We start from the raw sequence: 15,701 nt of genomic DNA, 5'->3' as shown, positions 1-15,701 counted from the left end.
TCTAGATGGCAGATGGTAAGGTTACGATTACCGTTGACCTAGACGGAACGAGTGCCCAACAGGGTGTGAAACAATTAAAAGGTCTTTTACAAGGGCTAGGAGAAAGCTCATCTAGTGGTTTTAACACAGGTACTAAGTCGGCTTTAGGTTTTGGTACAGCTATGGCAATTGCTAGTAAGGCTGTATCTGTTGGGATGAGTGCCATTTCAAGCTCAATGGGTGGAGCGATTAGTCGTTATGACACTATGAATAAATTTCCTAAGATGATGTCAGCTCTGGGCTATTCAGCAGATGATGCAAAGAATGCAGTTAGTGAACTGTCAAAAGGAATTGATGGATTGCCTACTGCTCTTGATGAAGTTGTTGCAACCGCTCAAGGTTTGACAATGATGAACGGTGATTTAGGGAAATCAACCAAACTTACCCTAGCCCTCAACAATGCCTTTCTATCGTCAGGGGCATCGGCGGGAGATGCTAGTCGTGGGCTTATTCAATTTACCCAAATGATGGCAAAAGGTGAGGTAGATATGCAGTCATGGCGTACCCTCATGGAAACAATGCCAGTAGGTCTTAACAAGGTTGCAGAGGCGTTTGGCTATACAGGGGCATCAGCTAAAAATGATTTGTATGCGGCACTTAAAGAGGGGCATATCACCTTTGACCAATTTAGTGATAAGTTGATTGAGCTAAATGAGGGCGTAGGTGGTTTTGCAGAACTTGCCCAAATCAATTCTGACGGTATTGCTACGGCTATGTCTAGGATTAAGACAGCAGTTGTCCGAAATATGGAGGGAGTGATTAGATCTTTTGATGAGGCAGCTAAAGCCAAAGGCTTACCAACAATTACCGAGGGATTGGATAAGTTTAGGTTAAGTATTAACTCTGCTTTTTCAAATGCCACACCTTATGTTAGTAAGTTTGTTGATGTGCTTTCATGGGTTGTTGATGCTGCTAAACGGATGTGGGAGGCATTCAAAAATACAGGGGCAGTTACTTCCCTAACCCAAGCCTTTTCAGCTATACAGGGTGCACTAGAGCATGTCTTTTCAAGTCTTGGTCAAAACACAGGATTTGTAGAAGGACTAGGTAGAGCTTTTGGCGAGATCGTCAAATGGATTGCAGACGCAGTTACAAAAGGTGCTGAATTTATTTCAGCATTACCACCGGGGACAATTCAAACAATAGCGGGAGCTGTTTTAGGAGCGGTAGCAGCGTTTAAAGGCTTTAAGACGGTATCTGGCATCTTGAAAGGAGTTTCATCATCGTTTGGGCTTATTAAAGCCGCATTAAGTGCTAATCCATTTATGATTGCTGTTGTTGGTCTTGGAGCTTTAGTTGGTGCATTTATAACAGCTTATAACACAAGTGAAACTTTTAGAGCAAAGGTTGATGGTGTTGTTAATGCTGTTAAGAAATTTCTTGATGGGCTTGATCCAGAGAGGATGAAAAGCTGGGCTGCTACGATTGCAGCAGTAGCAGGAGGTTTTGCAGTATTTAAAATGCTAAATGGTTGGAATCCATTTAAAGCATTTGGAACTGGTGGAAAATCAGCTTTAGATAGCGTTAAAAATGCCTTATCTGGAACGAGTGGACAAGCCACTCAATCCAAAGGCATTATAGAGCAGGTCTTTTCTGGTTTAGGATCACTGATAACCTCTATTGCTCAAGGTATTTCAACCGTTTTACAGGGTTTAGCAACCGCCTTATCAACTGTTGCTCAGGGATTTGGTACGGCGGCAGCTATGGCAAGCCCTGCTCAATGGTTATCCATGGGTGCGGCAATGCTTATGGTTGGTGCTGGTGTTGCTCTGGCTAGTGCTGGTATCTATGTCTTGGTACAGGCGGCAATTCAATTGGCATCTGCTGGTAGTGGTGCAGCTATCGCTCTTGCAGGTCTTGGTGTGGGGATTGCGGCTATGGCTGGTGTGTTCGCTCTTCTTGGTCCAGCTTTAACCGCATCGGCTGCTGGTATGGTTGCCTTTGGTGCAGCTGTTGCCCTTATTGGTGCTGGTATTGGTATGGCGGCCGCAGGTTTAGCCATGCTAGCAAGTCAGCTACCAACTATTGCTGCCTATGGTACAAGTGCCTCTGGTGCTATTCTTGCCCTAAGTGCTGCAATCATCGCTTTTGGTGCAGGTGTGGCCATAGCTGGTGCAGGCCTCGTAGTCTTATCTGCTGGCTTGGTTGCTTTTGGTGCGGCTGCAGTGGTAGCCGCTGCTGGTGGTGTAGCCCTTGCTGCAGGTATTGTGGTGGTGTCTGCTGCTGTTGCTGCCTTTGGTCTAGCATTGCAACCTGTGGCCTCAGCTGTCAAGAAAATGGGTCAAGGTGCAAAAGATGCAGGAGCAGGAACAAAACAGCTTGCCAGTGGATTACAATCTATTACTAGCTTACCTCTTGGAAGTCTGGTCACACATCTTGGAGCTGTTGCTATTGGTATAGGAAAAATCTCTGGGAAAGGTGGGGAGATTGCTAGTGTTGGTGCAGGTATGAGACAGCTAGGCCAAGGATTAACGACTATTGCCACCTCTGGGATGTTGGCAGTAACCACTATGACTGCCATAGGTACAGCTATCACTCAATTATCAACTCAAATGACCACTTTACCAATGACCTTGACTTTAGCAGCTAGTGGATTTGCTACGTTTTCAAGTCAGGCAGTAGCAGGGATGGCCGGATTATCAGCTATCAATGCACCATTGATGGCACTTAAAACTGAAATGATGACATTAACCCCAGCTTTCATGATGGCAAGTGCAGGGGTGACAAGTTTTGGATCTCAAGCAATGGCAGTGGGAGCATCCTTTGCTGTACTTGGTGCAGGTATAACCGTTGTGAGAACAGGACTTGATGGTGTATCTACTGCTTTTATCCTCGTTGGTTCAAGTGCCGTTGCTACTAGTGGACAAATACAATCCATGGCCAGCAGTACTCAGGCTGTTATTTCAGCCTTTACTGCTATGAGTGGGCAAGTGCAATCATCGATGCAGGCCATTTTATCTGTTGTTAGGTCTGTTGGTAGTCAGATGAGGTCACAAGGTCGTCAAATTGGACAGCAGACAGCCCAAAATATCGCTCAAGGTATTAGAGGTGGCGTTGGGCAATCAACTAGTGCCATGCAAGCCTTAGTGAGTGCTGTACGTTCAACTGGTATGGCAGGAGTTGGCTCTATGCGAAGCATTGGTGCGATGATTGGACAAGGTTTGGCGGCTGGTATGATGTCAGCTTTGGGAGCTGTTACGGCGGCTGCTAATGCTCTTGTAGCTCAAGCGGAGAGAGCAGCGCAAGCCAAGGCAAGAATCCACTCACCATCACGACTATTCAGAGATAATGTCGGGCGTTTCATCTCTCAAGGTATGGCAGTTGGTATTGAGAAAGATGCGTACAAGGTAGATGATGCCATGGGCAGTGTTTACAGACAAATTCAAGATTTTAGCTATAAGCCAGAGGACATCATCGGAGTTGGTAAAACTAAATTATCTAAGATAGTACAAGTGAAATCAGACTTTGAGAACGCTATTAAAGCTAAAGTTGAAGCTGCAAAAGAGAAAAGCAATAACCTTGTGGAGAGGGCACTTGATATTGCTGAGAAGGCGGTAGAACGCCCATCAGAACTTGTGCTTGATGATGGTACCCTTGTAGCTAAAACTGGGGACAAATACAAAGATTATCAAGATAGACAATCCAGAATGAGAGATAGAATGAGAGGGATTACGCTATGACAACCATGACTTTTAATAAAGTAGATATGTCAAAGTATTTCAGAATAACCGATATTATTCGCCCTATTGGAAATAGTCGGAGCATCACAACAGATGATGCTCCTGATATTGGGGTGAATATTCAGCAAATTAAAATTGATGCTAAGGTTATCACAGTGAAATTTGATATGAAAACAAGTACACCACAAGAAATGGAGACTTTAAAGCATGAATTGGCAGGGGTTTTGAATGTCAATGAACCTGTGAAAATCTTGTTTGATGATGAGCCAGATAAGTACTATCTTGGTATTCCAATTGATGATGTGACACCAGATAGCTTGACACGTTGGTTTCAGCGTTCAGAAATTAAGTTTCTAATTCCTGATGGTGTGGCACATAGTACAACGTATAAGAAGTTGGATAGTTTTATCAACGCTACGGTGACGAGTGAAAAGGTGGTCTTTGATATTACCAATAATGGAACAACTCCAGCTTATCCGATTATCACGGTAAACCATGACGCTGAGAATGGCTATATTGGGCTTGTGAACAAGGATAGTGCCATGGAATTAGGAAAGCGAGAAGGGGAACAAAGAGAAGTCTATCAGCAGTCAGAAACCTTGTTTGATTATCGCGATCAAAGAATTGTAACAGGGTATAGCGCTGCTCAAAAGAATGTAGCCATTTTAAATGACACTGTTCAACGATTGAATAGTACTTCTAGGATTGTGGATAACTGGGGTAGAAAACATATTGAATTGGCCAATCGAGGAGGCACGGTTGGCAATAATGCGGTTAGTCTAACGTGGGATATTCCTAATGATAGTTCTGGTGCTGGAGGTTCTTTGAATGACTATATTTGGTGGAGACAGGTTTTTTGGCTTGGTTCTGCTAATCAGTTGGGCTTTATCAAGCTCATGGTATCTGATGAAAGTGGCCAATTTCTTTACGGAGTGGAGACCTATAAACGCCAATATGGTTTGGAGTGTGAGTATAACTTTATGGCTACTGATGGTAAGGGAGGTTATACGATGCTCAAACGTTGGAGATTTACAGGAACGCATAGGAATGACCAAAATCCGTTTAATGAACCTAGAGGCTGGTCGGATTTACGAAGAAATGATGATGTAGTCACTGTTTATTGGTGGGGCGGCTATCATCGTATTGTGATTCCTCAAATCAAGGGGAGAAAGTCAGCTAAGATTCATTTGGCTCTTGGTACACTTGGTTCTGCTCCAATCGTCACTCACATGTATCTAGATAGTTTGCTTTATGTGAAGGACTTTGTAACCAAGTACAGGGATATTCCTAATCGCTATCCAGCAGGGACAGAGGTTATTGTCAATAGTGAGGTGGACACTGTAACCGTCAATGGTCTCAGCAAGATTTCAGATGTCGTTCATGGATCGGAGTGGTTGGCGATTCCTCCTGGTAAGAGTCAGTTGGAGTGTTATTTTTCTAGTTTTGTACGAGATAAGCCGAGAATTAAGATAGAGTTTGAAGAAAGGTGGTTGTAAGATATGTTGTTAACCATTCATGATGCAAGTTTGCAGAAGGTGGCTTTTATTGATAATAGCAAGCAAAAGACCCTGAATTATTATGATGATGTTTGGTTTCGGAGTTTAGAAACTGGTTCATCCACCTTTGAATTTACGGTTTATAAAAAAGCGATTCAGTCAGATACAAATCATCGAAAGACTTATAACTATTTGAATGAGAGAGCTTTTGTATCCTTTACGTATAAAGGGAGAAGTTATGTCTTTAATGTGATGAGTGTTGAGGAAAATGAAAAGACGATTAAGTGCTACTGTGAAAATTTGAATTTGGAACTTATCAATGAGTATGCTAATCCTTATAAGGCTACTAAACCAATGAGTTTTAAAGAATATTGCGATGCCATGGATTTGTTGAATTTCACTCTTTTATCCATTGGAATCAATGAAATCTCTGATTATAAGCGAACCTTGGAATGGGAAGGACAAGATACTAAACTGGCTCGTCTGCTGTCTCTGGCCAAGAAATTTGATGCAGAGATTGAATTTGATACTCAGTTGAATGCTGATAGTACGATTAAGGATTTTAGGGTAAATGTCTTTCATGAGAATGATGAGAGCCATCAAGGGGTGGGAAAAATACGTTCCGACATCCAATTAACGTATAAGAAAAATCTCAAATCTATCAAGAGAAAGATTGATAAGACTGGGATTTACAATGCTGTTCGTCCGACTGGCAAACGTGAGGATGGGACTATTGTGACGATTGGGGGCTTGTCTGCTTATTCTGAGAACAATGCGGATGGTATCCGTGAGTTTTACCAGTCTGGTGAGATGCTTTATGCTCCTTTGTCTGTCCAGCTCTATCCAGCAGCATTTACCAAGGAGACAATGGCGGATCAATGGATTCGGAAAGATTTGGAAGTTGAATCAGAAAGTCCAGAGGTGATTCGGTCTGCTGGTATTCGGAATTTAAAGAAAAACGCCTATCCAGCTCTGACCTATGAAGTGGATGGTTTTGTGGATGTGGAAATCGGTGATACGATTAACATTCGAGATAACGGTTTTAGTCCAATTTTGCTAGTGGTTGCTCGGGTCTCTGAACAGAAAATCAGTTTTACAAATCCCCAAAATAATAAGACTACTTTTGCTAATTTTAAGGCCTTAGAAAATCAGTTATCCAGTGGCATTCAATCAGCACTTGAGCGTTTATTTGAAAATGCCAAGCCATACAGTATCAAGTTATCCACAGACAATGGAGTGATGTTTAAAAATAATATCGGTGAATCAACAGTTACTCCTACCCTCTATCGTGGAGACAAGATAATTCCTAATGTGACTTGGCGATGGTCATTAGATGGTCAAGTTGCGACTGGTCTGTTTTATACTGTCAGAGGCAATATGATTGAAAGTACTTCTGTTCTAACAGTTGCTGCCTATGTAGGCAATACTGAGGTAGCGGTTGATGAGATTAGTTTTGTCAATGTTTTAGATGGAAAGTTAGGAACACCTGGTCCTAAGGGAGTTGATGGTCGCACCACCTATATTCATACAGCTTGGGCAAATAGTCCAGATGGTCGTAAAGACTTTTCTTTAGAATCAGATGTGAATATGCTGTATCGAGGAGAGTATAAGGACTATGAGATTGCCGATAGTACAGACCCTTTACGCTATCAATGGGTCAAGGTAAAGGGAGACAAAGGAGATAAGGGTGATAAAGGAGAGCGAGGAGATAGAGGTTTACCCGGACTTCAAGGGGCAAGAGGGGATCAAGGAATTCCCGGAGTAAGAGGAGCTGATGGTCGTACTTCTTATACCCATATTGCCTATGCCGATAGTGCCGATGGGCATACTAATTTTTCAGTCAGTGCTAGCAATCGTCTTTATATGGGGGTCTGTGTAAACTTTACGCAACAAGACAGCACGAATCCAGATGATTATGCTTGGAGCTTAATTAAGGGTGCTGATGGGGCTAATGGTTTACCAGGTAAGGCAGGAGCTGACGGTCGTACTCCTTATTTCCATACGGCTTATGCTAATTCGTCAGATGGACGACAAGATTTCTCTGTGACAGATAGTAGGGGTAAGAAGTATCTTGGGACTTATACCGACTATGCAATGGCTGATAGCACTGATTATAAGAAATACACATGGTCACTTATCAAGGGTGACGATGGGAGAGGGATTGCTAATGTAACGAACTACTATCTTTTGTCTGCTCTATCAACTGGTATTACAACTACTACGACAGGGTGGTCTGAAACGCCACAAGTTCCAACTGCTCAATACCGTTATCATTGGCATTATCGCGTGGAACTATATACAGATGGTACGAGCAAGACTACGACTCCAGCTGTGATTGGTATCCACGGTGAAAAAGGTGATAAGGGAGACCGTGGTCTCCAAGGCTTACAAGGCCCTAGAGGTGAACAGGGGATTGCTGGTGTTAAAGGAGCAGATGGTAAAACGCAATATACGCATATTGCTTATGCGGATAATGCTGCTGGTGGAGGCTTTAGCCAGACAGACCAAAATAAGGCTTATATTGGTATGTATCAAGATTTCAATATGGCAGATAGTAACAATCCTTCTGCTTACAGATGGACAAAATGGAAAGGTTCAGATGGAGCACAGGGGATACCTGGTGCAAAAGGAGCAGACGGTAGGACACCATATTTTCACGTTGCCTATGCAGAGAGTGCAGATGGTCGTACTGGTTTTAGTTTGACCCAGACGGGGAATAAGCGTTATATGGGGACTTGCACGGATTACACTCAAAATGACCCAACAGATCCAACGAGATACCGTTGGGTAGATATGGTGGGGAGTGTTGATGTTGGAGGAGTAAATCTAATTCGGAATAGTGCTTTTCCACTGGATTTCAAACATTGGTCTAATGAAACTCCTGCATTTGCAAAAATTGTTACACATGGTTTTTATTACAATTCTCAAAAGCCAATGTTTATGATTGAAAATAGAGGTTCTGGAGAAATTGTGTTTGGAACCAACCGTTTTGAAGTTGAAAAGAATACAACATATACCTTGAATTTTCGAGGTTTTGCTAATTCAGCGACAAGGGATATTGATGTTTTCTTTTTAGGACGTAAAAATGGTGAAACAAAAGATTTTACGGTTGTTAATCTCTTGATAGGCAGACGAAAAATGTCAACAAGTAATTGTGAAGATATTACGGTTACTTTCAATTCTGGAGATGCAGATAATGCCTATATAAGATTTGATAACAATGGTACAGATACATCGACTAAAGCAGACTTTTACTTTGGAGAAATTGATCTCTATAAAGGAAATTTCAAACGTAAGTGGCAACCTAATCCAGAGGACTTACAATTTCAAATTGATTCAAAAGCAGACAATGTTCTCACTCAAGAACAGTTAAACGCTCTGAGTGAACAGGCTAGGGATTTGCAGGCTAATCTGGAGGCAAAAGCCAGCAAGGAAACCTTGGATAACTGGATTAAGGCGTATCAGAGTTTTGTGCAGGCCAATGAAAAAGCAGTGTCTAAATCGGAGAAAGAATTGATTGCTGCTTCTAAAAGAGTTGCGTTGTTAGAACAAACGATTGGTGATATGAAAATCCAAACAGATTTCATTGATACTTATTTTACACAGTCAAATGAAGGTTTGATTTTTGGTAAGAATAATGGTTCAGCGACTATCAAAATCAGCCAAGACCGTATTTCCATGTTTTCTGCTGGGAATGAAGTCATGTATATCAGTCAAGGGGTTATCCATATTGATAATGGGGTATTTACAAAGACTTTGCAGATTGGGCGTTTTCGCGAAGAACAGTATCACTTAAATGCAGATATGAATGTAATTAGATATGTAGGAGGGCTATTATAATGGCAGAATTTTGGAGTAACAATGACAGGGGCTATCGGATTCGTTTGTGGCTAGATCAGGCCTCTCAAAATGTGTCTAGTAATACTAGTCAAGTCAGAGTGCGATTGGCTCTTATAAATACAACAACCACTTTTGCTCAATACAGTTGCTCTGCTTATGTGGATTTGAATGGGCAACGTTTGAACTGGTCTGGTAGTCCATCGGTTTTGAGTAATAACTCTACGACTTGGTTGATTGACCAAACCATCACGGTTAATCACAATGCGGATGGTTCAAAATCGTTTGGCTTTATGGCTCATTTCAACGGCAGTGGTGGCTGGTCTCCTGGTTCTTTGAATATTGGTTCAGGGACATTTTCTCTGACTACTATTCCTCGTTCTAGTGAGGTGTCTGTGGGTGTTGCAACCATCGGGAGTGCCGTGTCTATCAACATCAATCGGGCTTCTAATGGCTTTACTCATACTCTCCGTTATCAGTGGGGAAATAAACAGGGGACAATAGCCTCTAATGTGGGGACAAGTCACTCTTGGACATTGCCAATGGATTTCTGTCAAGATATTCCAGATTCAACGGTTGGCTCAGGAACTCTGTACGTGGATACTTACAGTGGAGGTAGTCGGATTGGTACTCAGTCTGTTACTTTTACGGCTAATGTGCCAGCTAGTGTCGTTCCTTCTTTTTCTAGTGTGACCTTGGCAGATACTCATGGTGTTGCTGCTAGCTTAGTAGGAGGTAATAGCTTTATTCAAATTATTTCTAATATCCGAACAACTTTTAATGGAGCAGTGGGGAGCTATGGCTCTACTATCACAGGCTACTATGCAGAAATTGTGAATAAGAATCAATCGACTAATGCCAATGGTGGTACACTAGGCGTTATGAATTTTCATGGTTCGGCCACAATTCGAGCGAGTGTTATTGATAGTAGGGGTAGAAGAAGTGCGACAAGGGATATTACAATCAATGTACTAGAGTATTTTGCTCCTATTTTGAGCTTTGATGTGATTCGTACAGGGGCAACATCTAGCATTTTACAAATCAACCGAAACGGGCGTATTTCTCCATTGACCGTTGGTGGTAGTCAAAAGAACATGATGACCTTGAGATTTAAAGTAGCAGAGCTTGGAAGTAATAACTATATCAATGATACAGGGAGTGCGGCTGGGAGTTGGACAGCAAGGAATAGTTTTACGAATGATGCGGCCAATCTTGGAGGGACTTATGTAGCCAATAAATCCTATCGAGTAGTTGGGATTCTGGAAGATAAGTTTACAAGTACAGAATTTGCCTATACCGTAGGGACTGAGAGTGTGACTCTTAGCTATGATAAACTAGGCCGACTAGGAGTTGGTAAAATCATAGAAAAAGGAGAGGCAGGGTCAATTGATGCCGCAGGCTCTATCCATGCTAAAAATGATGTACATGCTGGTAGAAACATCTATGCGAATGGGCAACCTATTCAGCAGTATCAACTTACGAATGCGAATGGTCAACTTTCAGGAGGTTCAAATCAATGGGATGATGTTTGGAATAAACAAGCAACGATATTAGGTTGGCGGAGTGGTAAGTACAGAGATAATCCAAGTGGATTAAATGGAGAATGGGGGCTTTTTCAAAATTACTGGCTTGATAGTTGGAAAGGAGTTCAATTTTTTACAACTGTTGGAAGCGGAAGGCATTTTATTAGGGTTTACAATCATCCAAAAGAGTGGAAACCAACAAATTGGAGAGAGGTTGTATTTAAAGATGATGTCATTTTACAAGAAAAAGCTTTAAAAACTATCACGCAAGGTTTTCCTTATGCTATGACGGCAACATTGGTGAGAAAGGATAATCTTGTAACAGTCACAATTGACAGAAGGATTACAAACTTGCCAGAGGTAGAAAATGCTGGAGTTTCGGAACGCATTCCAGTAGGGTATAGGCCGTATAGCGCAGCTGTCTTACCCATTATTGGTAATAATCACCATAGGGCTGTTGGAGGAGGAAGTCTTTTAATCAACTCAGATGGTTCTATGAGATTGACTAGTAACGGTGGGACAAATGTCTATATGGGAACAGTATCGTATGTAACCAATGACCCTTATCCTAGTTAAAAAACGTAAAAAATCCCATGCTAAGAATGGGATAATCAGAGTATCAACAAAAAAGGAGGAAAAAACTATGTTGAAAGTAAATAAGACACGTCAGATGGTGGCAGAATTTTTTGTCACAGAAAATGGTGAGGAACGTTTGGTCAAGACTACGACAGTCAACACAGATAAGAACGCGGTATCTACTGTTTTTGAAACCTTGCATGAGCCAGACCTGTATTCTAAACATCGTAAGGATATGCGTAAAGATGAGGCAGCTCTCCGACAAATGCGTTATGCTATTGAAGATGCGATTTTGGACGAGCAAGAGGCAGAAGAAGTCTCTGAGACAGATTAGGGGGTGATTTATGCCTTGGGTAACAGATAGTGTCCTTGTAGCCATTGTGACCGTTTCTGGTGGGATATTTGGGACACTTATCACAGCTATCTTTAATCGTAAGTCTGACGAAACAAAAGTACAGCAAAAGCAAATCATTGAGCGTCTAGATACGATTGACCAGACAACAAAAGAAATTCAGGAAATCGCTCTAAAAACGCAAGATGGAACAAAGAAAATTCAGCGGTATCGTTTATTTCATGATTTACAGGTAGAAATCTTACAGGGACACACAACGATTGAGCGTTTTCGAGAATTAAGTATCCTTTTTGAGAGTTATCAAACTCTTGGGGGAAATGGTGAAATCGAAGCACTCTATGAGATGTATAAGAAAATTCCAATTGTGGAGGATTGAATATGAAATTATCGAATGGACAATATGATGTGGCTAAGAAAATGGTAACCGTGGTGGTACCGGCCACCATCACATTGATAACAGGTTTAGGAGCTTTGTATAAAGTAGACACAACAGCCCTTACGGGAACAATTGCTTTACTAGCAACCTTTGCTGGTACGGTACTTGGTATTTCAAGCAAGAATTACCAACAAGAAAATAAATGATAGGAGGTTAAGCATGAAAACAATAGGTAAAGTCATTTTACTATTGGTTTTTGTGCCATTAGTGATACCGCTTGGGTTTATTGCTATCATGCTTGACCCATTTTTAGACATAATCTTAGAGGAGAAAAATAATGACAGTAGCAAATGAAATTGTACAATACGCTATCAATCTAGCGAACTCTGGTATGGGAGTGGATAAAGACGGTATGTGGGGCACGCAGTGCGCTGATTTGCCTTGTTTTATCGCAAAGAATTGGTTTGGTGTAGATTTGTGGGGCAATGCCATTGACCTACTAGATGCAGCATCTGGGGCAGGTTGGGAGGTTCACCGAATGCCAACTGAGGAAAATCCTAGAGCTGGGGCAACCTTTGTCATGGCGGTAGATGGTCATCCATTTGGTCATACAGGAATTGTCATCGAGAATAGTGATGGTCATACTATGCAGACTGTTGAGCAGAACATTGATGGCAACTGGGATGCTCTTACCGTTGGGGGTCCAGCTCGTTTTAATACGCGTGATTTTTCTGGGGTCACGGGCTGGTTTTATCCTCCATATTCTGACGGACAAGCACCAGAACCAGTTTTTGAGCCAACAAGTGATGAGATTGAGCTAATTCCAGAGAATGGAACTTTTACGGTTGGCGAGGCAGCAATCAATGTACGCCGTGCACCAAATCTCAGTGGTGAAATTGTAGCAGTGTATGAATCAGGCCAATCTGTCAAGTATGATAGTAAAGGCTCAGCCAATGGCTATCGTTGGATTTCCTATATTGGCGGTTCTGGCAAGCGGAACTATATGGCCATTGGCCAAACAGACGAGGCAGGAAATCGTATCTCACTTTGGGGTGAGCTGGCATAAGATAGCCTCCGCTCAGGAAACTGGGCGGGGTTTTTGTGTATAGTATGGTATAATTAAAATTGGTATATTAGAAAAGGGAAGTATAAATGGCTAAACATAAGAAATTACTTAGTTTATCAAAAGAATTCCAGTCGATGATCGGCTTAGAAGATTGTCCGTCTGATGTTAGAATACAAGTGGATGGTCTGAAAGCTCACATCATTAAACGAGGTCATCAAAGTATTTTACCGTATTTCAATCGATTAGAGGAAATTTTGTCTCATCCTGATTATATTGGAGTTAATCCGAGGGAAAAAGGAAAAAGCACGGAGTTTATCAAAGTCTTTGATAAAAATGTTTTAGTTGCGATTAAGTTGCATAATAGTGGTGATTTCTTTTATATTCCGACGATGTATGAGATTCAAGAGTATAAATTACAATCAAGATATCAGAATGGTCGATTGAAAAAGATTGACAATAGTGAGAAGAAGTAGTAGAATAAAGGTACGAGTTAGAATAATTGAGGGCAGAAAGGTTCCTGCCACACCTAGCAATAGGTATCTGAGATGTGGGGTACACCGACCCACCGGTTATTCTAATGTACCAATTAGCATCGGTTAGTCCGATGCTTTTTTGATATTTTGTTAGTAGTAATAGACTATAATAGTCTCAAACTAAATTAGAAAGAAAATAGTTTATCTGTCTCACTCTCCTCTCTTGATGGGGATTTTTTGGGACAAAAATGGGGCAAAAATATAGCAAATATAGGAGAAGCAGCGTTATGATGTGTTAGGTATATTCATAGAAACTACTGATACTGTAAGGGTTTGTAAATATGAGTTATGTTCCGAAATGAAAAAGTAATTTGTTGTGCTTTCAATCCCAATAGAGCTTTGATTTTGGTTCTTGCTATTCAATGACCAACATGCCTTCTTTGATTTCAAAGGGTTTATTTTGGTTGATTCGGTCGTAAAACATGATGCCATTGATATGATCAATCTCGTGTTGGACGACGATAGAATTGTAACTTTTTAGTTTGAGGCGATGTTTTTCACCATGTTTATCCATATATTCCACGGTCACTCGCGCATGACGAACCACATAACCTTGGACTTCGCGATCGACTGATAAACAACCTTCTCCGTCTGCTAAAGCAGCGTCTTGTACAGAATGAGAGATGATTTTTGGATTGTACATGACAGCTTCTAGATCATAGGCATTGAGGGGAGGATTGCCCTCTTCGTCAGGAGCGTTCGGGACAAGGACGGCAATGATTCGCTTTGAAATATCAAGTTGTGGTGCTGCGAGTCCCACCCCGCCACGAAGCCCCATTTTCTCAGCCATAACAGGGTCCTGTGAGTGTTTGAGGAATTGTAGCATTTTTTCCCCAAGAATCACGTCCTCATCGCTCAAGGGAAAAGACACCTCCTCGGCTACTTTTCGCAAGGTTGGATGGCCTTCGCGAATAATATCGTTCATATCAATTAAGTGACTAGCTTTGGTTAATCGTTCAATTACAGACATAGTATTCTCCTTTTTCTCATTGATAACTATACCATAAATGGGCGTAGAAAGAAAGTTTGATACTTGTCAACCATCAAAATCTGGCGTCGTTCACTCACTTTGCATCAACAGTCCAGCTAATCTTGATTACCCCTTGCGGTTTCTAGGACACAAACTAGGCCAGTTTTATCGATCATCTTGGGAGTGAGAGAAAAATCGGTATTTCGCAGAAATCGATTTTGTCGTCTTCGCTTTCCAATTTTTAGGCTCAGGTATCAATAGTCACTCCCCTGACTATTGATATGCGTCAAACTGTTAAATCTATAAGGGAATTGAAGCTGGACATTTTTGTCTCAGCCTCAACCTAGTCAGATGTTGATTTTTATAGAGTATGAGGAGTGTTTTTAGCAAATGCAGTTGCCTGTCTGGTGGAAAAATTGTATCATAAAAGAAAAGGAGGGTAGAAGATGCGTTTGGATAAGTTTTTAGTGGAATGTGGCCTTGGTTCACGGACAGAGGTCAAAAAAATCCTCAAGTCAGGCAAGGTCACAGTCAACGAAACCATCGAAAAATCTGCCAAGGCTCAGATTGCTGAAAAAGAGGATACTATCACCTATCAAGGTCAGGTATTGACCTATGAAAAATTTGTTTACTATCTCTTAAATAAGCCCAAGGGCGTCATTTCGGCGACGGAAGATGCCAAGCACAAGACGGTTCTCGACCTGCTAGATGATACGGCTCGGCAAAAAGAAGTTTTTCCGGTCGGAAGGCTGGACATCGATACCCATGGTCTCTTGCTCTTGACCAATAATGGGGCCCTAGCTCACGAGCTTTTATCCCCTAAAAAACATGTAGATAAGCTCTATCGAGCGGAGGTGACAGGCATCATGACGGCAGAAGACCGCAATCGATTTGCCCGAGGGATAGAGTTGAAAGACTTTACCTGTCAGCCAGCGGACTTGGAGATTGTAGAAACGGATGAAAACAGACAAACATCGCTGGTTCACATCCGTATCGCTGAAGGAAAATTCCACCAAGTCAAGCGAATGGTCGCAGCCTGTGGCAAAGAAGTGCTGGATTTACAGCGGCTTAGCATGGGTCCCTTGACTTTGGACAATGAACTTGCTCTGGGAGCCTATCGTAGATTGACTGCCGATGAATTGGAAACCTTGACTGCCTTTGGAGTGGAAGTATAATCAAAAATCTTGGGGAAGAACTTTTCCAAGATTTTTAGTATCAAGAAAATTTTATCGAACTTAAAGTAAGTTATATAT

Annotated in this window: 11 protein-coding genes and 1 pseudogene; 11 read left to right on the top strand and 1 reads right to left on the bottom strand. The window is 41.7% G+C overall.

Features of this window, described 5'->3' with window-relative positions; translation table 11 throughout:
* The first annotated feature begins 5 nt into the window (after positions 1 to 5).
* The 10 genes and pseudogenes from BFM96_RS01260 to BFM96_RS01220 all read left to right on the top strand — a co-directional run bounded on the left by BFM96_RS01260 (position 6) and on the right by BFM96_RS01220 (position 13,418).
* Complete coding sequence (locus BFM96_RS01260; protein WP_068989343.1) at positions 6 to 3,719, top strand: tape measure protein; 3,714 nt, start codon at positions 6 to 8, stop codon at positions 3,717 to 3,719.
* Positions 3,716 to 5,215, top strand: a complete 1,500-nt coding sequence (locus BFM96_RS01255; protein ID WP_068989342.1) for a distal tail protein Dit — start codon at positions 3,716 to 3,718, stop codon at positions 5,213 to 5,215. The genes BFM96_RS01260 and BFM96_RS01255 overlap by 4 nt, the downstream gene beginning before the upstream one ends.
* A 3-nt stretch (positions 5,216 to 5,218) precedes the next feature.
* The gene (locus BFM96_RS01250; protein WP_068989340.1) at positions 5,219 to 9,055 is read left to right on the top strand and encodes a phage tail spike protein; all 3,837 of its coding nucleotides are present in this window, start codon (positions 5,219 to 5,221) and stop codon (positions 9,053 to 9,055) included.
* The gene (locus tag BFM96_RS01245; protein WP_068989337.1) at positions 9,055 to 11,151 is read left to right on the top strand and encodes a DUF859 domain-containing protein; all 2,097 of its coding nucleotides are present in this window, start codon (positions 9,055 to 9,057) and stop codon (positions 11,149 to 11,151) included. Before BFM96_RS01250 ends, BFM96_RS01245 begins: the two co-directional genes overlap by 1 nt.
* Positions 11,152 to 11,218: 67 nt before the next feature.
* Positions 11,219 to 11,485 carry a hypothetical protein gene (locus tag BFM96_RS01240; RefSeq protein ID WP_068989334.1) on the top strand — a complete coding sequence of 89 codons (267 nt, stop codon included), beginning with the start codon at positions 11,219 to 11,221 and terminating at the stop codon, positions 11,483 to 11,485.
* A gap of 10 nt (positions 11,486 to 11,495) precedes the next feature.
* Entirely contained in the window at positions 11,496 to 11,879 is a 384-nt protein-coding gene (locus tag BFM96_RS01235) for a hypothetical protein (RefSeq protein ID WP_068989332.1), read from the top strand.
* Positions 11,880 to 11,881: 2 nt separating this feature from the next.
* Positions 11,882 to 12,085 (top strand): phage holin, encoded by a 204-nt coding sequence (locus tag BFM96_RS01230; protein ID WP_068989329.1) that lies wholly within the window; start codon positions 11,882 to 11,884, stop codon positions 12,083 to 12,085.
* 13 nt (positions 12,086 to 12,098) lie between these two features.
* Positions 12,099 to 12,233: a hypothetical protein gene (locus BFM96_RS11425; RefSeq protein WP_262981928.1), complete on the top strand. Its 135-nt coding sequence runs from the start codon at positions 12,099 to 12,101 to the stop codon at positions 12,231 to 12,233.
* A pseudogene (locus BFM96_RS01225) lies at positions 12,205 to 12,945 on the top strand (CHAP domain-containing protein); the annotation flags it as partial. The gene BFM96_RS11425 and the pseudogene BFM96_RS01225, both read left to right, overlap by 29 nt.
* 86 nt (positions 12,946 to 13,031) lie before the next feature.
* Entirely contained in the window at positions 13,032 to 13,418 is a 387-nt protein-coding gene (locus BFM96_RS01220; RefSeq protein ID WP_068989320.1) for a PBECR3 domain-containing polyvalent protein, read from the top strand.
* A gap of 415 nt (positions 13,419 to 13,833) precedes the next feature.
* Here the strand turns inward: BFM96_RS01220 and def are convergent, their stop codons facing one another.
* On the bottom strand, positions 13,834 to 14,448 hold the full coding sequence (gene def / locus BFM96_RS01215) for a peptide deformylase (RefSeq protein ID WP_068989318.1): 615 nt from the start codon (positions 14,446 to 14,448) through the stop codon (positions 13,834 to 13,836).
* 446 nt (positions 14,449 to 14,894) lie between these two features.
* Between def and BFM96_RS01210 the strand changes: the two genes are divergently transcribed.
* Complete coding sequence (locus tag BFM96_RS01210) at positions 14,895 to 15,623, top strand: pseudouridine synthase (RefSeq protein WP_068989315.1); 729 nt, start codon at positions 14,895 to 14,897, stop codon at positions 15,621 to 15,623.
* Positions 15,624 to 15,701 lie beyond the last annotated feature (78 nt).

Origin of the sequence: Streptococcus himalayensis, from assembly GCF_001708305.1 — a bacterium.
Taxonomy (GTDB): domain Bacteria; phylum Bacillota; class Bacilli; order Lactobacillales; family Streptococcaceae; genus Streptococcus; species Streptococcus himalayensis.
This window is presented reverse-complemented; position numbering and strand designations above follow the sequence as displayed.